Raw genomic sequence first — 17,270 nt, forward strand, 5'->3', positions numbered from 1 at the left:
GGTGCCGCGCTCTACTGTAGGCGCCAACCACAGAACGAGAGATACCCGTCGAAAAGGGGAATCAGCACATGGCACCACAGGCGTACGACCGCGACAAGGCGCTCGAGCTCGCGCTGGCCCAGGTGGAGAAGAGCTTCGGCAAGGGTGCCGTCATGCGCCTCGGCGAGGAGGCTCGCCAGCCCGTCTCGGTGATCCCGACGGGTTCGATCGCGCTCGACGTGGCGCTGGGCATCGGCGGTCTGCCGCGTGGTCGCATCGTCGAGATCTACGGTCCGGAATCCTCGGGTAAGACCACCGTCGCGCTGCACGCGGTAGCCAATGCGCAGGCCGCCGGCGGTGTGGCGGCGTTCATCGACGCCGAGCACGCGCTCGACCCCGACTATGCCCGCAAGCTCGGCGTCGATACCGACGCCCTGCTGGTTTCCCAGCCCGACACCGGTGAGCAGGCGCTGGAGATCGCCGACATGCTGGTGCGTTCCGGCGCCATCGACATCATCGTCATCGACTCGGTGGCCGCGCTGGTGCCGCGCGCCGAGATCGAAGGCGAGATGGGTGACAGCCACGTCGGTCTGCAGGCTCGCCTGATGAGCCAGGCGCTGCGGAAGATGACCGGCGCGCTGAACACCTCCGGCACGACCGCGATCTTCATCAATCAGCTGCGCGAGAAGATCGGCGTGATGTTCGGATGCTTCAACTATCACACTCGGGTTCAGCTGGCCGACGGCACCACCGAGAAGATCGGCAAGATCGTCAACCAGAAGATGGATGTCGAGGTGCTCTCTTACGACCCTGACGCGAATATGATCGTGCCTCGCCGCGTTGTGAACTGGTTCGACAACGGTCCAGCCGATTACTTCCTGCAGTTCACTGTCGAGAAGTCGAGCGGCAACGGCCGCTCACAGTTTGCCGCTACCGCCAATCACCTCATCCGCACTCCAGGTGGTTGGACCGAGGCGGGAGAAATCATCGCGGGTGACCGTGTGCTCTCTACTGAGACATTCCGCCTGAGCGATCAGCAGTTGCAGGTTGTTCTCGGTTCGCTGATGGGAGATGGCAACCTGTCGCCGAACCGCTTCGACCGCAATGGGGTTCGCTTTCGGATCGGGCATGGCGCCAAGCAGCACGAGTACCTGGATTGGAAAGTCTCGCTGCTGGGCAATATCGAGCATTCGGTGCGCGTGAACGACAAGGGCGCCAAGTTCGTCGACTTCACCCCGTTGCCCGAACTCGGCGAATTGCAGCGCGCGGTATACCTGGGTGACGGCAAGAAGTTCCTCTCCGAGGAGTTTCTCAAAACCCTTACCCCACTCGCCTTGGCGATCTGGTACATGGATGATGGCTCCTTCGCGCTGCGGTCCAAGGGAGTGCAAGAGCGGACAGCGGGCGGCAGCGGTCGCATCGAGATCTGCGTCGAGGCGATGAGCGAGGGTTCGCGCGTTCGGGTGCGTGATTATCTGCGCGACACCTATCAACTCGACGTGCGGTTGCGTTCTGCTGGAACTGCGGGCAAAGCGGTGCTGGTGTTTTCGACGAAGGCCACCGCCGAATTCCAGGAACTGGTTGCGCCCTACGTGACGCCGTCGATGGAATACAAGCTGCTGCCACGATTCCGGGGCATGGGGAATGTCGTGCCCGAATTCACGGAACCGGTTCAGAAGCTGGTGCCGGCGCGGGTGCTGGATGTGCACGCGAAGCTGGAAACCCGGTCGATGCATCGGTTCGACATCGAAGTCGAGGGCAATCACAACTACTTCGTCGACGGTGTGATGGTGCACAATTCGCCGGAGACCACCACCGGTGGTAAAGCATTGAAGTTCTACGCATCGGTGCGCCTGGACGTGCGTCGTATCGAGACGCTCAAGGACGGCAGCGACGCGGTGGGCAACCGCACCCGCGTGAAGGTGGTGAAGAACAAGGTCTCGCCGCCGTTCAAGCAGGCCGAGTTCGACATCCTCTACGGGCACGGCATCTCCAAGGAAGGCTCGCTCATCGACATGGGCGTCGAACAGGGCTTCATCCGCAAGTCCGGCTCCTGGTACACCTACGAAGGCGATCAGCTCGGCCAGGGCAAGGAGAACTCCCGCAAGTTCCTGCTGGAGAATGTCGACATCCGCGACGAGATCGAGAAGAAGATCAAAGAGAAACTCGGCATCGGCGCCGACGTGACGGCCGACGATGCCGCCGAGGTGCCCGCCGATTTCTGAGCCGATGCGCGACCGACGCTCGCCCGGACCGGGACCGAACGAGCCTGGGCAGCCGCGGTCGGACGCGATGCAGGATATGCGGCGTCGGCTGGAGGAACTTTTGTCCGCCTCCGGCCGGTCCGCCTACGTTGTGCCCGGCGAGCAAGAACCCGAGCCGGTCCGGAGAGCCGACGATGGTTCGGTTTCGCCGGACACCATGGGAACTCGGTCGAACGCGTCCGATCCGCAGCGGGCGCGTTCGACCGGGTCCCGTCGCGGTCGCCGGGCCGGGAGAGGACGCACGGATCATCCGGGGCCGGCCGACTCCGTACGATCCGAAGATCCCCCGTCCGATCCGGTGGCGGCCGGATCCGGCGGCGGGACGGTCGAGCAGGCGAAAGAGGTGTGTCTGCGCCTGCTTGCTGTCCGTGCTCGTAGCCGAGCCGAGCTGGCCGGGCGCCTGGCCGCCAAGGGATACTCGCCCGAGGTCAGCGAACGGGCGCTCGATCGCTTGACCGACGTGGGCCTCGTCGACGATGCCGCCTTCGCTGAGCAGTGGGTGCACTCCCGCCACACCTTCTCCGGCAAGGGCAAGCAGGCGCTGGCTCAGGAACTCCGGCGCAAAGGCGTCGCGCAGTCGGACGCCGCATCTGCCCTCGCGGGGATCACCACCGACGACGAGGAATCCCGCGCCGCCGAGTTGGTTCGCCGCAAGATGCGCTCGCTGCCGCGAGACCTGGACCGCGACAAGGCAATTCGCCGCCTCGTCGGCATGCTCGCCCGCCGCGGCTACGGCCAGTCCACGGCCTACCGCGTGGTCAAGGCGGCGCTGGCCGACCAGGACGTCGAGAGCGATCTCCTCGACCCCATCGACTGATGCTGGAGCGGCGAGCGGCCCGGCATCATCTCGTACTGCGGCATGGGTGTCCCCATGCCGCAGCGAGCGCCGGGTCGAAGTCGGTGCGCTGGAGCGGATCACCGTATCCAGCGCACGCGACTCCACGGCCCGATCGCCCACCGCGGCAAGCTAGCGCTCGAACTCCCGCTCGCCGATGGTCACGGTTTGGCGCCGATGTCGAGGCCGGGCGCCGCGTCGGTGATGACGGAGTCCGCGGCGACGACGGCGCCGCCGCCCTTGCCGCGCTTGCGCGCCCGCAGCCGCCGCTCCAGTGTGGTCGCCACCAGGGTCAGCGCGCTGTTGAGCGCGATCATGATGACCGCGATGATCATCAGTGCCGGGACGGTGTTCTGCTCGGCCGCGCCCAGCTGCTGGCCCGACCGCACGATTTCGACATAGGTGATCTGATAACCGAGCGCCGAGTCCTTGAGCGCGACCACCATCTGCGAGACCAGCGCGGGCAGCATCGCCGTGATCGCCTGCGGCAACAGCACCAAGCGCATCAGCTGGCCCTTGCGCATGCCCAGCGCGACGGCCGCCTCGGTCTGCCCCTTCGGCAACGACCGGATGCCCGCGCGCACGATCTCCGCGATGACCGAGCCGTTGTAGATGGTCAGCGCGGTGACCACCGCGGCGAGCGCGAGATCATCGGACTTGAACAGGTCGTATTGGGAGTACACCGCGAACAGGAAGATCATCAGGATCAGCACCGGAATCGCGCGCGACACCTCGACGATCGTGCCCGCCACCCAGCGCACCGTCCGATGGTCCGACACCCGCAGCACGCCGAAGACCATGCCGAGGAGCAACGCGAGCACGATCGACAGCAGTGCGGCGACGATCGTGCCCCGCAGGCCGGGCAGCAGGTAGGTCGACCAGACCTCGGCCTCCAGGAACGGCTTCCATTTCTCGGCGGTGAACTGACCCTTGTCGGCGAACCCGCGGTAGAGCACCCAGACCACTGCGGCCACGGCGACCACCACCGAGACCGAGTAGATGTTGTTGCGCAGCCTCGCCTTCGGGCCCGGCGCGTCGAACAGAACCGAAGCACCTACGCTCATCGGGCAACCTCGTAACGCTTGGCGAGCCAGCCGAAGAACAGGCCGGTCGGCAGGGTAAGGATCACGAAGCCGAGCGCGAAGATCGCGCCGACCGCCAGCACCGCGGCCTCGGTCTCGGTCATCTCCGCCATCAGGGTTGCGGCCTCGGCGACGCCGATGGCCGAGGCGATGGTGGAGTTCTTGGTCAGCGCGATCAGCACGCTGCCCAGCGGCGCGATGACCGAGCGATAGGCCTGCGGCAACACGATCAGGCGCAGGTTCTGCAGGAAGCCGAAGCCGAGCGAGCGGCCCGCCTCGGACTGACCCATCGGCACGGTGTTGATACCCGCGCGCAGCGACTCACAGACGAAGGCGGCGGTGTAAATGCTCAAGCCTACGACCGCGAAGCGGAAGTTGTTCTGCGCCAGTGAATCCGGACCCTCACCCGCGAGGCGCCAGCCCATCGTGGTGTACAGGCCCAGCGACATGAACACGATGATCAGCGTGAGCGGGGTGTTGCGGAAGATGGTGACGTAGGCGGTGCCGACCCAGCGCGCGACCGGCACGGGAGATACGCGCAGCGCGGCGACGACAGTGCCCAGGATGAGCGCGCCGATCGCGGACAGCACGGTCAACTGGATGGTCACCCAGAAGGCTTCGAGGATTTCGGTGTCGTACCTCGAGATCAGGTCGAACACGGCGGACGCGTCCCTCCGATCGGGTCTCGATGGTCAGGGGAAGTGACACGGGCGGCCCGGTCGGGGCCGGGCCACCCGTGCTCGGAAGGCAGCGGAACTCAGTAGCGATTCACCGTCGGCGGCTGGGGCGCCTGGTAGCCCGAAGTGCCGACGGTCGAGTCGAACGCCTTCTTCCAGGAGCCGTCGGCGATCATCGCCTCGATCGCGTCGTTGATCTTGTCGCGCAGTTCCTGGTCGCCCTTCTTCAACCCGATGCCGTAGTTCTCCGTGGTGAACGGCTTGCCGACTACCTTGAACGCGCCGGTGCTCTGTGCGGCGTAGCCGGCCAGGATGATGTCGTCGGTGGTCACCGCGTCCCACGAACCCGCGCGCAGGCCTTCCAGGCACAACGAATAGGTGTCGTTGGCCTGCAGTTGGGTGTCGGGGAAGTTCTTGCTGATGTTCTGGGCCGGAGTGGAGCCCTTCACCGAGCAGACCTTCTTGCCCTTCAGATCGTCGGGGCCGTTGATAGCGGTGTTGTCGGCACGCACCAGCAGCGACTGGCCCGCGACGTAGTACGGACCGGCGAAGTCGACCTTCTCCTTGCGCTGGTCATTGATCGAGTAGGTGGCGACGATGTAATCGACCTGGCCGTTCTCGATCAGCGTCTCCCGCTGGCCGGAGGGCGATTCCTTGAAGGTGATGCCCTCGGGCTGCACGCCGAGCTTGCCCGCGACGTACTTGGCCACCTCGACGTCGAAACCGCTGTAGGAGCCATCCTTGTTCCGCAGGCCCAGACCTGGCTGGTCGAACTTGATGCCGATCGTGAGCTTGCCGTCCTTGGCGTGGTCAAGGGCGGATTTGTCGTTGCCGCCGCCACAGCCGGTGGCGGTCGCGGCGGCGAGTGCCAAGGCGATCGCCCCGACACCGAATCGCAGGGCACGGTTGATCCTCATCGAGTTCCTTCTCCCTCTCGTGGGTGTTGCTCGCCGCTGTGTCCAGCAGGTCAGTGGCTCAAGATCTTGCCCAGGAAGTCCTTGGCGCGCTCGGATTTCGGGGCGGTGAAGAAGACGTCCGGCGGCGTGTCCTCCACCACCTGGCCGTCGGCCATGAACAGGACCCGGTTTCCGGCGCGGCGTGCGAACCCCATCTCGTGGGTGACGACCAGCATGGTCATCCCGTCCTTGGCCAGTGACACCATCACCTCGAGCACCTCGTTGACCATCTCCGGGTCCAGCGCCGAGGTCGGCTCGTCGAAGAGCATCACCTTCGGGTTCATCGCCAGGGCGCGGGCGATCGCGACACGCTGCTGCTGCCCGCCGGAGAGCTGAGCCGGGTACTTGTCGGCCTGATCGGCGATGCCCACCCGGTCGAGCAGCTCCATGGCGCGGGTGCGGGCGGTGTCCTTCTTGATCTTGCGGACCTTGATCGGCGCGAGCATGACGTTCTCCACGATCGTCTTGTGCGCGAACAAGTTGAACGACTGGAACACCATGCCGACATCGGCGCGCAGCGCGGCCAGCGCGCGGCCTTCGGCGGGCAGCGGAATACCGTCGATGGCGATGTCGCCGGAGTCGATCGGTTCCAGCCGGTTGATGGTGCGGCACAGCGTCGATTTGCCGGAACCCGACGGGCCCAGCACGATGACGACCTGCCCTTTGGGGACCTCGAGGTTGATGTCCTCGAGTACGTGCAGGTCGCCGAAGTACTTGTCCACACTGCGCATCGAGATCATCGGCGGCGCGCTGGTGGCGGCGCTGACCGCCCCGGCGGGAGCGTCCCCGGTCGTGTCGGGGATAGCGGCGTCATCGGTCATGCAGACGACCTTAAGCAAAAATCGGGGATTTGCCCGGGTTTCGGCGACACGCCGTCTCGCCACGCCGATTCGACACATCGGCGCGATCTGTCCGTCCCCCGCCCGGGTGGCCCGCGGATGCGCCCGGAGCCTGCGCCGATGCCCGCGAAACCCGCCGGCGGCCGACCCGTACCCTGGATGGGTGGATTCGATCGGACAGGCAGTGGTGACTCCCACGACGTTGACTCCCACGACGTTGACTCCCACGACGTCGACTCCCGCGCCCGTCGAGGGCTCAGCACGCAGTTACGAGGTCCGCACCTTCGGTTGCCAGATGAACGTGCACGATTCCGAACGCTTGTCGGGTCTGCTGGAGGACGCGGGATACGTGCAGGCCGCGCCCGGGGCGACGGCTGATCTTGTCGTGTTCAACACCTGCGCGGTGCGTGAGAACGCCGACAACAAGCTCTACGGCACGCTCGGCCACCTGGCGCCGATCAAGGCGAGCCGTCCCGGTATGCAGATCGCCGTCGGCGGCTGTCTGGCGCAGAAGGACCGCGACGTCGTGGTGCGTAAGGCGCCGTGGGTGGACGTGGTGTTCGGCACGCACAACATCGGCTCGTTGCCGGTGCTGCTGGAGCGCGCGCGGCACAACCAGGAAGCCCAGGTGGAGATCCTGGAGTCGCTGGAAGCGTTCCCGTCCACGCTGCCCGCCAAGCGCGAATCAGCCTACGCGGGCTGGGTTTCCATTTCGGTCGGCTGCAACAACACGTGCACCTTCTGCATCGTGCCCGCGCTGCGCGGCAAAGAGGTCGACCGCCGCCCCGGCGATGTGCTCGCCGAGGTACAGGCGTTGGTCGGCCAGGGCGTGCTCGAGGTGACCCTGCTCGGCCAGAACGTGAATTCCTATGGCGCGTCGTTCTCCGACCCGGCCGAGCCGCGCGACCGCGGCGCGTTCGCCAAGCTGCTGCGCGCGTGCGGCACCATCGACGGCTTGGAGCGGGTGCGCTTCACGTCGCCGCACCCGGCCGAGTTCACCGATGACGTGATCGAGGCGATGGCCGCGACCCCGAACATCTGCCCGCAGCTGCACATGCCCCTGCAATCGGGTTCGGATCGGGTGCTCAAGGCCATGCGGCGCTCCTACCGCAAAGCCCGCTATCTCGGGATCATCGACAAGGTGCGGGCCGCGATGCCGCACGCGGCGATCACCACCGACATCATCGTCGGCTTCCCCGGCGAGACCGAGGAGGACTTCCAGGAAACCCTGGACGTGGTCCGGCGGGCGCGCTTCACCAGCGCATACACCTTCCAGTACTCCAAGCGGCCCGGCACGCCCGCCGCCGACATGCCCGATCAGCTGCCCAAAGCCGTCGTGCAGGAGCGCTACGACCGGCTGATCGCGGTGCAGGAGGAGATCTCCCTGGCCGCCAACCGTGAGCTGGTCGGTACCGAGGTGGAGTTGCTCGTCGCCGCGGGGGCGGGCAAGAAGAACGCCGCGACAGCGAGAATGAGCGGACGCGCTCGTGACGGCAGACTGGTGCACTTCCGCCCCGGCGGCACCGCTGAGCCGATCCGCCCCGGCGACCTGGTCACCGTCGATATCACCGGTGCGGCCCCGCATCATTTGATCGCCGACGCCGCGATCAGGACCCACCGGCGCACCCGCGCCGGTGACGCACACGAGCGCGGTGTCATGCCGAAGACCGAGCCCATCGGCGTGGGTCTGGGGCTGCCTCGGGTCGGTGCCCCCGCCCCGGAGCCGGCGGTTGTGGGCTGCTCGACCGGCTGCGGCGCATGACCACCAGGCCGGACGATGGCGACGACGCCGCCCGCGGCGCCGATCGAGCTGAACCCGCGTCCGGCGACAACGAGCGTGCCGCGTCCGCGCAGGCCCCGCAGCAGGCGGGGGAATCAGCAGCCGCCCGAGACGACGAACGAAACGAGGACTCAGTGAGCTCGGTCGAGAGCACCAGCGATTTCGAGGAATTCCGGGACGATCTCGACGCCGTGGAACGCAGGATCGCGGGGGAGATCGATCCGGGTGTGCGGGCCATGGTCGTGGCGGGAGCGGTGTTCCTGCTGCTGCTGTCGCTGGTCCTGCCGCATGCGGGCACGGCACGTGGTTTCGACGTGCTGTTGAACACCGAGGTGGCGCGCGTCGAGCACATCGGGCTGCCCTCGCGGGTCTTCGTCTGGTTCGTCGTGATCTTCGGCATCGGAGCCTCGACGCTGGCGTTGATGACCCGCCGCTGGGCACTGGCCTGGGTCGCCGTCGCCGGCAGCGCTGTCGCCAGCGTGTTCGGCGTCCTCTCGATCTGGCACCGCCAGACTCCCGGGCTGGGCAACTACGTCGCCGCGGGCCCCGGTATCGGCCTGATTCTCGGCGCGATCGTCGCGATCGTGCTCACCTTCCATTGGGTGCGCGTGGTGTGGAGCCGCACCGCCCTGCACCTGGCCGCCGAAGAGCAGCGCCGCAATGCCGCCGCTGCCGCGGAGGAACGCGACCGCCGGCGCCGTACCGGCGACTCCTGACCAGAATTCGCACCGACAGCTGTGGCCCCCACTGATCAGTGGGGGCCACAGCTGTCGGTCATGCCGAGATCCCGCCTAGCGGTTGCTGACGGCGCCTTCGGCGGCGTCGGCCCATTCGCGCCACTGTTTGGCTTGCTCCAGCGCTTTTTCGGCGTCGCGGGCGTTCCCCGCGGCCTGCGCCTTGGCGGCCTGTTCCTCGAATTGCGCCACACGCTCACGGAACTGGGCCGCACGTGCCATCGCCTCCGGGTCGGTGCGCCGCCACTGTGCGTCCGCGGCGTCGCGGACGCGCTTCTCGATACCGCGCAGCCTCCCCTCCAGTTCCTGCATGCGATCGCGCGGTACCTTGCCGATGGCATCCCACTTGTCCTGGAGTTCCCGCAGTTCGCTGCGGGCGGTCTCGAGGTCGGCGGCCGGGTCGATGTGGGCGTAGGCGCTCAGCAGTTCCTCCTTGGCCGTCGCGTTCTGCTCGAACTCGGCGTCGCGCTCGGAGACCGCGGCGTTGCGCGCGGCGAAGAAGACGTCCTGCGCGCTCTTGAAGCGCCGCCACAGCGCCTCGTCGGCCTCGCGGGGCGCGCGGCCGGCGGCCTTCCACTCGGCGAGCAGGTCACGGAAGACGCCCGCGGTGTTCACCCAGTCGGTGGAGCTGGACAGCTCCTCGGCTCGCACGCACAGTTCCTCTTTGTGTGTCTTCGCGGCGGCGCGTTCACGATCCAGTTCGGCGAAGTGCGCGCCGCGGCGGCGGTTGAAGGCTTCGCGGGCCTTGGAGTACCGCTTCCACAGCGCGTCGTCGACCTTGCGGTCCACCCCACGGATGGACTTCCATTCCTCGAGGATCTCGCGCAGCCGATCGCCCGCGGCCTTCCACTGGGTGGACTCGGCGGCGATCTGCTCCGCCTCGGCGGCCAGCGCCTCCTTGCGCTCGGTGTGCTCGTGGCGGGCGCGCTCCTTCTCTTCCTTGGCGTGCGCGGCCGCTTCCTCGGAGTGCTCGGCGATAGCCTGCAGGCGTCGGGCCAGGCCGTCGACATCGCCGATGACGGCGGCGGTCGGCAGCGATTCGGCCAGCGCCTCGGCGGCGGCCTTGGTCTTGCGGGCGTCCGCGCCCGCGGCCAGCCTGGCCTCCAGCAGGGCGACCTCGGTGGCCAGATCGTCGAACCGGCGGCCGAAGTGGGCCAGGCCCTCGGCGGCGTCACCGGCCTGCCAGGAACCGATCTGGTGCTCGCCCTCGGCGGTCTTCACCCACGCGGTGCCATCCTCGTCGACCCGGCCCCACCGGCTGGGGTCGGAGACGGTGGGCACTACGACGGGATGTGGGTGTTGCTGGGCCGGGCCCGGGGCGGGTTTGACCGCGTGCGGCTTGGGCGGTTGAGTCGAGCTACCGGGTTTCGGGGCACCGGAAGTGCGCGGCATCTTGCCGGGGCCAGCTTTCGCGGTTCCGTTGCTGTCGGTCATTTTTCCTCGTCCCTGCCGCGCGTCACGGCTGCCTGGTTACGCCCTAGCTCATCCCATTCAACCCGGTCCGAGCCGCTGTGACCATCGATCCTCGTCTTCCCATGGAGGAAATCCCGGGGATTCCACACGCTGATGACCTGGGTTGTAGCTCCTCGAACACTATCAATCCCGGGCGCGTTTGCGGGAGAGACACTCGAAGGCGGGCGGGGCCGGTGGTCGGGACAACGACTACGGTTACGACGTGTTCTCCGTCGCTGCGCTGGTTCCCTCGCCACCCGTCCTGGTGCCCGAGCTGTGCGGCGGCGTGGTGGAGGCGACGGGCACAGGCGAACCGGACCCGCGCGTCGTGCTGCGCGCCACCGTGCTCGACGCTGTGCGTGCTTTCGCGTCGGTGACCGACCAGTGGATGGTGGTCGGTGCCAGCGGCGTCGAGGGCGCGTTCGGTCCGGAAACCGTCGGCACGTTCCGCGGGTTCGGCGCCGACGTCCGAGTCGGCTTTTCCGCCGCGGCGGTCGCCGGAGCACAGCGCGCCGATCCGCAGCTACCGCTGGCCGCGCTGATCGCCGGGTGGTTGCGCGGGCAGGTCGCGCCGTGCGCCGTCGCCGAGGCGAGCATAGTCGCGGCGGACGCGCCGCCGCAGGACTGCGCCGAACTCGGTGCGAAGCTGCGCGCCGACCTCGACGGCGCCGCCGCCCGGCACGGCGTGCTGGTGGTCGCGGACGGAGCGGCCACCCTGTCCGCCAAGGCGCCCGGTTACCTCGACGACCGTGCCCGCCCGGTGCAGGACGAACTCGATCGTGCTCTGACCGCGGGTGACCGCGCCGCGCTGCGGGCGCTCGATCCGCAGTTGTGCGCCGAACTGGCTCTCGCGGGACGCCCCGCCTACCAGGTACTGGCCGGGCTGTTTCGCGCCGATCCGGTGGTCGAGACGCGCTACCGCGCCGCTCCGTTCGGCGTTGGCTACCACGTGAGTATCTGGCATCCGGTAGGAGACGATGCCGCATGACGGATTCCGGCATCACGCCCATCGCCGTCGTCGGCCCCACCGCCACCGGCAAATCCGACCTCGCCCTGGACCTGGCCGAACGACTCGGCGGCGAGATCGTGAACATCGACGCGATGCAGCTCTACCGCGGGATGGACGTCGGTACCGCCAAACTGCCCCTCGCGCAGCGGCGCGGCATCCCGCATCACCAGCTCGACGTCCTCGAGGTGACCGATACCGCCTCGGTGGCCGCCTACCAGGCGGCGGCGAGCGCGGACGTCGCCGCGATCATGGCGCGCGGGCAGGTGCCGGTGATCGTGGGCGGTTCGATGATGTACGTCCAGTCGCTGCTGGACCAGTGGGACTTCCCGGCCACCGATCCGGTCGTGCGGGCGCGCTGGGAGGCGGTGCTCGCCGAGCAGGGAGTCGCGGCGGTGCACGCGGCACTGCACAAGGCCGATCCGGCGGCCGCGGCGACCATCCTGCCCACTGACGGGCGGCGCATGGTGCGAGCGCTCGAGGTAGTAGAGCTCACCGGGCTGCCGTTCGCCGCCTCGGCGCCGACGATCGGGCAGCCGCGCTGGGGCACGGTCATCGTCGGGGTGGACCGGGAGACCGCGGCACTGGACGCACGCATCGAGCAGCGTACTGCCGCGATGTTCACCGGCGGGCTGGTCGAGGAGGTGCGCGGCTTGATCGAGCACGGTCTGCGCGAGGGCGTCACAGCCCGGCGCGCGATCGGCTACGCACAAGTCCTGGCCTATCTGGACAACGAATACGACCTGAGCCACGCGCGGGAGCGCACGCTGATCGGCACCCGGCGCTACGTGCGCAGGCAACGCTCCTGGTTCCGGCGCGATCCCCGGGTGCGGTGGGTGGACGGCGCCGCTCCCGATCTGCCGGCCACGGTGCTGGCCTTGCTCGAAGCGAAAGAACGGACTCCGCAGTGACCCGACATGTGAGCACGCGCAACGCCTCCGTCCAAGTGTGGCAGGCCTATCTGAACAATCGGACCAAACGTCATCGGGACGGCCGGTTCCTGGTGCAGGGAGTTCGCCCGATCACCCAGGCCGTGGCCAACGACTGGCCACTGGAGACCCTGCTGTACCGGCTCGGCGGCCCGGAGCTGTCGAACTGGGCGCGCGAGTTGCTGGACACCAGCGGGGTGCCGCAGGTCGGCCTGGTGCCGGAGCTGATGGCCGAGCTCGGCGAAAAGGCCGGCGGCACACCGGAACTGGTGGCCGTCGCGATGTCGCGGCAACTGGAGCTGGAGACTTTCGAGCCGGGCGAGCCGGGGGAGGACGCGCCGGTGGTGGTGGTGTTCGACCGGCCCAACTCGCCCGGCAATCTGGGGACGTTGATCCGCTCGGCCGACGCCTTCGGCGCCAGTGGCGTCATCGTCACCGGGCACGGGGCCGATCAGTACGATCCGCAGGCCGTGCGCGCCTCGACGGGTTCGCTGTTCGCCATGCCGGTGATCCGCGCCGCCGGGCCCGGGCAGGTGCTCGAGTTCCGCAACCGGCAGGTGCGTCGTGGCATTCCGACCCGGATCGTCGGCACCGACGAGCAGAGTCACCGCGCCGCCTACGACTACGACTTCACCGAAGCGACAATCCTGGTCGTGGGCAATGAGACCAGTGGGATGAGTGCGGCCTGGCAGGTGGCCTGCGACGATATGGTGCACATTCCGATGGGTGGCACGGCCAGTTCGCTGGGTGCGCCGTCGGCGGCGGCGGTGGCGCTCTACGAAATTTCCCGGCAGCGGCGCACGTTTGCCAAATGACGACGAGAGAGGGAGACCGCGCACGTGCCGGATATCGAGTTCACCAAGGGGCACGGGACCCAGAACGACTTCGTGGTCCTGCCGGACCCGCATGCCGAGCTGGCACTGACTGCGGCGCAGGTCGGCGCGCTGTGTGATCGTCAGCGTGGGCTCGGCGCGGACGGCGTGCTGCGGGTGGCGCGCGCTGGTGCGCTGGAAGCCGCGGGCGTACTCGCGCGGATCCCGGAGGGCGTGGGCCCGGACGACTGGTTCATGGACTATCGCAACGCCGACGGGTCGGTCGCCGAGATGTGCGGCAATGGCGTGCGCGTCTTCGCTCACTACTTGGCGGCCTCGGGCCTGGAGACCCGGGACAGCTATGTTGTCGGCAGCCGAGCCGGGGCGCGTCCGGTCACCGTGCATGCTGGGGACGCGGTCACCGGCGACGTCACGGTCGGTATGGGGCCGGTGCGTGAACTCGGCGAGTCCACCGCGACCATCGCGGGCTGGGCGCTGTCCGGGATCGGCATCGACGTCGGCAACCCGCACCTGGCCTGCGTCGACCCCGGGATATCCGCGGACGCGCTGCGCAAGCTGGACCTGACCGTGCCGCCCGGCTTCGATCCCGATCTGTTCCCCCAGGGGGTGAACGTCGAAATCGTCACCGCGCTGGACGCCGAGAGCTCGGTCGACATGCGGGTCTACGAGCGCGGGGTCGGCGAAACGCGCTCCTGCGGCACCGGCACCGTCGCCGCGGCCGCCGCGGCGCTGGCGGCGGACGGTTTCCGGATCGCCGAGGACACCGGCCAGGTGAACGTCCGGGTGCCCGGGGGCGAGCTGACCGTCGGATTGGAGCGTGGCTCGGCCTGGCTGCGCGGGCCATCGGTCCTCGTGGCCACCGGCCGCCTCGCCCGGTCCTGGTGGGATGCTTTGTGAGCTCGAGCTGCCCGCCCTGCGGATAACCGGGTGCGTGCCACGGTGATGTCGTGGCAGCATGGATGGTGTATGAGGAAATCAGAGACGTATGAATTCACCCCGGCGGCCCCGGATGAGCGCTCCGCCGACACTTCCGACGACGCTGTGACCCGTTCGGACGCGGCGAACGGCGACGTCGTCGCCGAGCACGCCGCCCGGATGCGGCGCTCGGGCTGGTCGGCCGATCCGACCGTGGGTGAGCTCCAGCTCGAGGACCGCAGCTCGCTGCGCCGCGTGGCGGGCCTGTCCACCGAGCTCACCGACATCACCGAGGTCGAGTACCGGCAGCTGCGCCTGGAGCGCGTCGTGCTGGTCGGCGTCTGGACCGCGGGAACCGCCGCGCAGGCGGACGCGAGCATGACGGAACTCGCCGCGCTGGCCGAGACCGCCGGCTCACAGGTGCTGGAGGCGCTGATCCAGCGCCGCGATCGGCCGGACCCGGCCACCTACATCGGCTCCGGCAAGGCCGACGAGCTGCGCGGGGTGGTGCTGGAAACCGGCGCCGACACCGTGATCTGCGACGGTGAGCTGACCCCGGCTCAGCTGAACGCGCTGGAGAAGGTCGTCAAAGTGAAGGTGGTCGACCGGACCGCGCTGATCCTGGACATCTTCGCCCAGCACGCCACCTCCCGGGAGGGCAAGGCGCAGGTCTCGCTGGCTCAGATGGAGTACATGCTGCCGCGGCTGCGCGGCTGGGGTGAGTCCATGTCCCGGCAGGCCGGTGGTCGCGCGGGCAGCAACGGCGGTGTGGGTCTGCGTGGTCCCGGTGAGACCAAGATCGAAACCGATCGCCGGCGCATCCGCGAGCGGATGGCGAAACTGCGCCGCGAGATCCGGGAGATGAAAACCGCGCGCGACACCATGCGGGCGCGGCGCACGGCCAGTGGCATCCCGTCGGTGGCGATCGTCGGGTACACCAACGCGGGCAAGTCGAGCCTGATGAACGCTCTCACCGGCGCCGGGCTGCTGGTGCAGGACGCGCTGTTCGCCACCCTCGACCCGACCACCCGCCGGGCCGAGCTCGACGACGGCCGGGAGGTCGTCTTCACCGACACCGTGGGTTTCGTTCGCCACCTGCCGACCCAACTGGTCGAGGCGTTCCGCTCCACCCTGGAAGAGGTGACCGGCGCCGACCTGCTGCTGCACGTGGTGGACGGCTCCGACGCGCTGCCCGCCGAGCAGATCAAGGCGGTGCGCGAGGTGATCACGGACGTGATCAAGGAATCCGGCACGCCACCCCCGCCGGAACTGTTGGTGGTCAACAAGATCGACGCGATTGGTCCGACGGACCTCACCCATCTGCGCGGGCTGTTGCCGGACGCGTCGTTCGTCTCGGCGCACAGCCGGCTCGGCATCGATGCGTTGGGGCAGCGGCTGGCCGAGCTGCTCGGCGGGCTGGACGTGGAGATCAGTGTCCTGCTGCCCTACACACGCGGCGACCTGCTGGCCCGCATCCACGCCGACGGTCGCATCCAGAGTTCCCAGCATGAGGAGGGCGGCACCCGGGTTCGTGCGCGCGTCCCGCACGCCCTGGCCGCGGCGTTGTCCGAATACGCGCACGCCGGTGGGACCGGGACGCGGGAGAATGGTCAGCACGCCTCCGCGTAGGCGTGCTGGTTCGCTGATGTCGCGCGGTGCCGCCGATCGCTGATTCCGCTGTGGTGTGAGCGTATTCACATCCCATCGCCGGTGCGGCGGCAGTGTTGCTGCCGCACCGGCGATGACGTGCGAGTTCACGGTGGGCTTACGCGCACGAGCGGTGCGCCGGTCGATTGCCTTGCTCGGGCATATTTCGTCGTGATGCGCATATCCGGTGCGACGCAGTCGATTTCGTTACACTGTCGGCGCCGAACTGACATCAGGAGGGTTCATGTCCGACGCCCGCTCCGCTTCGGGTACTCGCCATTGCGGCACCGCGGACAGCGCTGATCCGGTGCTCAGCGACGGTGCGCCGCTGTCGGTTTCGCTGACCGACACCGATCTCAGGCTGATCGACACTCTGCTCGCGCCACTGCGTGTGTGGACCAGCCCGCGCTTCTACGGCTTGGAGAACATCCCTGCCGACGGGCCGGTGTTGCTGGTCGGCAACCACAATCTGCTGGGCGGCATCGACGCCCCACTGCTGCTGCCCGAGGTGCTGCGCCGCCGCGGCCGCCTCATCCGCGGGCTTGCCGAGAACGTGCTGATGAATGTCCCCGGGGTGCGTCACCTCCTGCACTATTTCGGCACGGTGCGCGGGACCAGATCCAATTGCCTGGCTCTGCTCCAGCGTGGCGAGGCGGTCTTGGTGTTCCCCGGCGGCGCTCGCGAGGCGGTGCGCCGTAAGAACGAGAAATATCTGCTGAAGTGGGAGGGGCGCAGCGGCTTCGCGCACATGGCGATCGAAGCGGGTGCCCCGATCGTTCCGGTCGCGATGATCGGCGTCGACGACGCCTACGACATCGTGGTCGACGGCGACCACCCGCTCCTGCGCCCGCTGCGCTGGACCGTGGGGGCGCTCGGGCTCAGCCGCGATCTCACCCCTCCGTTGATCCGCGGCGTCGGTCCCACCGTCATCCCGCGGCCAGAGCGTTTCTACTTCTCCGCCGGCGCGCCGATCGACCCGGCCCCCTGGCGCGGAGCCGGCGATAAGCACGCGGCCGCAACGGAATTCCGCGACGTGGTGCGCAAGGCGTTGGAAGAGGAGATGAATTTCCTCTTCGCCGAACGGGAGCGAGACGAAGGCCGCACTCTGGTGGGGCGTCTGCGCAGTTGGCTGAAAGGCTAATGACTGCTGTGCTTTTCGGGAGTTGGCGTGCGGCTATCTCTCCCGCAGTGCGAGCGGTCACCCGTGCGTGATCGTCCGCGCAGGGTAGGTCTCGTCAATCGCGTTGGAGTCGCCCTCGAGTTCGCAATGCACACCAACTCGTGATGTGGACGGTCCGATCGTGACTTCCTCGCATCGGCCGTCTCGTGCCACTACCGGTTC

15 protein-coding genes are annotated in these 17,270 nt (G+C 68.2%); 10 read left to right on the forward strand and 5 right to left on the reverse strand.

What is annotated here, in order from left to right; all coding sequences use genetic code 11:
• The first annotated feature begins 68 nt into the window (after positions 1-68).
• Both recA and recX read left to right on the forward strand, forming a co-directional pair.
• Positions 69-2,204 carry an intein-containing recombinase RecA gene (gene recA, locus ACT86A_RS06845; protein WP_445091132.1) on the forward strand — a complete coding sequence of 712 codons (2,136 nt, stop codon included), beginning with the start codon at positions 69-71 and terminating at the stop codon, positions 2,202-2,204.
• A 196-nt stretch (positions 2,205-2,400) separates the two neighbouring features.
• Positions 2,401-3,060: a recombination regulator RecX gene (recX, locus tag ACT86A_RS06850; RefSeq protein ID WP_445091133.1), complete on the forward strand. Its 660-nt coding sequence runs from the start codon at positions 2,401-2,403 to the stop codon at positions 3,058-3,060.
• Between the two features lie 179 nt (positions 3,061-3,239).
• Here the strand turns inward: recX and ACT86A_RS06855 are convergent, their stop codons facing one another.
• The 4 genes from ACT86A_RS06855 to ACT86A_RS06870 form a co-directional block, all read right to left on the reverse strand.
• Positions 3,240-4,142 carry an amino acid ABC transporter permease gene (locus tag ACT86A_RS06855; RefSeq protein ID WP_445091134.1) on the reverse strand — a complete coding sequence of 301 codons (903 nt, stop codon included), beginning with the start codon at positions 4,140-4,142 and terminating at the stop codon, positions 3,240-3,242.
• Positions 4,139-4,819, reverse strand: coding sequence for an amino acid ABC transporter permease (locus ACT86A_RS06860; RefSeq protein WP_445091135.1), 681 nt, complete (start codon positions 4,817-4,819; stop codon positions 4,139-4,141). The genes ACT86A_RS06855 and ACT86A_RS06860 overlap by 4 nt, the downstream gene beginning before the upstream one ends.
• A 98-nt stretch (positions 4,820-4,917) precedes the next feature.
• On the reverse strand, positions 4,918-5,754 hold the full coding sequence (locus ACT86A_RS06865; protein ID WP_445091136.1) for a glutamate ABC transporter substrate-binding protein: 837 nt from the start codon (positions 5,752-5,754) through the stop codon (positions 4,918-4,920).
• 50 nt (positions 5,755-5,804) lie between these two features.
• The gene (locus ACT86A_RS06870) at positions 5,805-6,533 is read right to left on the reverse strand and encodes an amino acid ABC transporter ATP-binding protein (protein ID WP_445091333.1); all 729 of its coding nucleotides are present in this window, start codon (positions 6,531-6,533) and stop codon (positions 5,805-5,807) included.
• Positions 6,534-6,849: 316 nt separating this feature from the next.
• Here ACT86A_RS06870 and miaB point away from each other — a divergent pair, with 316 nt between their 5' ends.
• Together miaB and ACT86A_RS06880 are read left to right on the forward strand one after the other, a co-directional pair.
• Positions 6,850-8,394 carry a tRNA (N6-isopentenyl adenosine(37)-C2)-methylthiotransferase MiaB gene (gene miaB / locus ACT86A_RS06875; RefSeq protein WP_445091334.1) on the forward strand — a complete coding sequence of 515 codons (1,545 nt, stop codon included), beginning with the start codon at positions 6,850-6,852 and terminating at the stop codon, positions 8,392-8,394.
• A complete protein-coding gene (locus ACT86A_RS06880) occupies positions 8,391-9,128 on the forward strand; it encodes an Rv2732c family membrane protein (protein ID WP_445091137.1) in 738 nt (245 codons plus the stop codon). The genes miaB and ACT86A_RS06880 overlap by 4 nt, the downstream gene beginning before the upstream one ends.
• A gap of 75 nt (positions 9,129-9,203) precedes the next feature.
• Here ACT86A_RS06880 and ACT86A_RS06885 read toward each other — a convergent pair whose 3' ends face one another.
• The gene (locus ACT86A_RS06885; RefSeq protein WP_445091138.1) at positions 9,204-10,580 is read right to left on the reverse strand and encodes a DUF349 domain-containing protein; all 1,377 of its coding nucleotides are present in this window, start codon (positions 10,578-10,580) and stop codon (positions 9,204-9,206) included.
• A gap of 241 nt (positions 10,581-10,821) precedes the next feature.
• Here ACT86A_RS06885 and ACT86A_RS06890 point away from each other — a divergent pair, with 241 nt between their 5' ends.
• The 6 genes from ACT86A_RS06890 (at position 10,822) to ACT86A_RS06915 (ending at position 17,069) form a co-directional block, all read left to right on the forward strand.
• Entirely contained in the window at positions 10,822-11,586 is a 765-nt protein-coding gene (locus ACT86A_RS06890; protein ID WP_445091139.1) for a class III extradiol ring-cleavage dioxygenase family protein, read from the forward strand.
• Positions 11,583-12,515 (forward strand): tRNA (adenosine(37)-N6)-dimethylallyltransferase MiaA, encoded by a 933-nt coding sequence (gene miaA, locus ACT86A_RS06895; RefSeq protein WP_445091140.1) that lies wholly within the window; start codon positions 11,583-11,585, stop codon positions 12,513-12,515. The genes ACT86A_RS06890 and miaA overlap by 4 nt, the downstream gene beginning before the upstream one ends.
• The gene (locus tag ACT86A_RS06900) at positions 12,512-13,348 is read left to right on the forward strand and encodes a TrmH family RNA methyltransferase (protein WP_445091141.1); all 837 of its coding nucleotides are present in this window, start codon (positions 12,512-12,514) and stop codon (positions 13,346-13,348) included. The genes miaA and ACT86A_RS06900 overlap by 4 nt, the downstream gene beginning before the upstream one ends.
• Before the next feature lie 33 nt (positions 13,349-13,381).
• A complete protein-coding gene (dapF, locus tag ACT86A_RS06905; protein ID WP_445091335.1) occupies positions 13,382-14,263 on the forward strand; it encodes a diaminopimelate epimerase in 882 nt (293 codons plus the stop codon).
• Positions 14,264-14,461: 198 nt separating this feature from the next.
• Positions 14,462-15,910 carry a GTPase HflX gene (gene hflX, locus ACT86A_RS06910; RefSeq protein ID WP_445091336.1) on the forward strand — a complete coding sequence of 483 codons (1,449 nt, stop codon included), beginning with the start codon at positions 14,462-14,464 and terminating at the stop codon, positions 15,908-15,910.
• A 262-nt stretch (positions 15,911-16,172) separates the two neighbouring features.
• Positions 16,173-17,069 (forward strand): lysophospholipid acyltransferase family protein, encoded by an 897-nt coding sequence (locus ACT86A_RS06915; protein WP_445091142.1) that lies wholly within the window; start codon positions 16,173-16,175, stop codon positions 17,067-17,069.
• The last annotated feature ends 201 nt before the right edge of the window (positions 17,070-17,270 follow it).

The organism is Nocardia glycosmidis (assembly GCF_052545115.1).

What these genes read in the sequence shown, in the direction of transcription:
- recX (WP_445091133.1), top strand. Translation starts at nt 2,401, where the DNA reads ATGGGAACTCGGTCGAACGCGTCCGATCCGCAGCGGGCGCGTTCGACC.
- hflX (WP_445091336.1), top strand. Translation starts at nt 14,462, where the DNA reads ATGCGGCGCTCGGGCTGGTCGGCCGATCCGACCGTGGGTGAGCTCCAG.
- ACT86A_RS06870 (WP_445091333.1), bottom strand. Translation starts at nt 6,533, where the DNA reads ATGATCTCGATGCGCAGTGTGGACAAGTACTTCGGCGACCTGCACGTA.
- ACT86A_RS06915 (WP_445091142.1), top strand. Translation starts at nt 16,173, where the DNA reads ATGTCCGACGCCCGCTCCGCTTCGGGTACTCGCCATTGCGGCACCGCG.
- ACT86A_RS06885 (WP_445091138.1), bottom strand. Translation starts at nt 10,580, where the DNA reads ATGACCGACAGCAACGGAACCGCGAAAGCTGGCCCCGGCAAGATGCCG.
- ACT86A_RS06865 (WP_445091136.1), bottom strand. Translation starts at nt 5,754, where the DNA reads ATGAGGATCAACCGTGCCCTGCGATTCGGTGTCGGGGCGATCGCCTTG.
- recA (WP_445091132.1), top strand. Translation starts at nt 69, where the DNA reads ATGGCACCACAGGCGTACGACCGCGACAAGGCGCTCGAGCTCGCGCTG.
- miaA (WP_445091140.1), top strand. Translation starts at nt 11,583, where the DNA reads ATGACGGATTCCGGCATCACGCCCATCGCCGTCGTCGGCCCCACCGCC.
- ACT86A_RS06880 (WP_445091137.1), top strand. Translation starts at nt 8,391, where the DNA reads ATGACCACCAGGCCGGACGATGGCGACGACGCCGCCCGCGGCGCCGAT.
- ACT86A_RS06855 (WP_445091134.1), bottom strand. Translation starts at nt 4,142, where the DNA reads ATGAGCGTAGGTGCTTCGGTTCTGTTCGACGCGCCGGGCCCGAAGGCG.